The organism is Psychrobium sp. 1_MG-2023, assembly GCF_030689115.1.
Lineage (GTDB): Bacteria > Pseudomonadota > Gammaproteobacteria > Enterobacterales > Psychrobiaceae > Psychrobium.
Genome location: NZ_JAUYVJ010000082.1, coordinates 1 through 547 on the forward strand (window position 1 = coordinate 1; position 547 = coordinate 547).

General features: G+C 51.4%; 1 protein-coding gene. It reads left to right on the top strand.

Annotated elements, in window-relative coordinates; translation table 11 throughout:
- Positions 1-547: cadherin repeat domain-containing protein (locus Q8W26_RS17850; RefSeq protein WP_305473887.1), on the top strand; the 547-nt coding region annotated here is incomplete at both ends.

Sequence of the window (547 nt, forward strand, 5' to 3'; positions counted from 1 at the left end):
ACGTTGAAAACGCGGATGGCGCAACGCCAGGTGACGGCGATACCGATAACCCAATCGGACCGGTGACTGATACTAATACTGCGGATAACACCATCTCAGAGAATGCGGCGATTGGCCAGCCAGTGGGCATTACGGCACTGGCAACGGACCCGGATGGCGATAACGTCAGTTACGAGTTAGTCGGTGACAATAAAGACTTGTTCGCTATCGATGCAAATGGCGTTATTACCCTAGCCGGTAACCTTGATTTTGATACTGCTGAATCACACACCGTGACAGTCAAAGCAACCTCAACGGATGGCACCACAAGCGAAGCGAACTTCGTGATTGCGGTTGAAAACGCCGATGGCACCACGCCAGGTGAAGGCGATACGGATAACCCAATCGGGCCGGTGACTGATACTAATACTGCGGATAACACCATCTCAGAGAACGCAGCGATTGGTCAGCCAGTGGGTATTACCGCACTGGCGACGGACCCAGATGGCGATAACGTCAGCTACGAATTAGTTGGTGACAATAAAGACTTATTTAGCATTGATGCCAA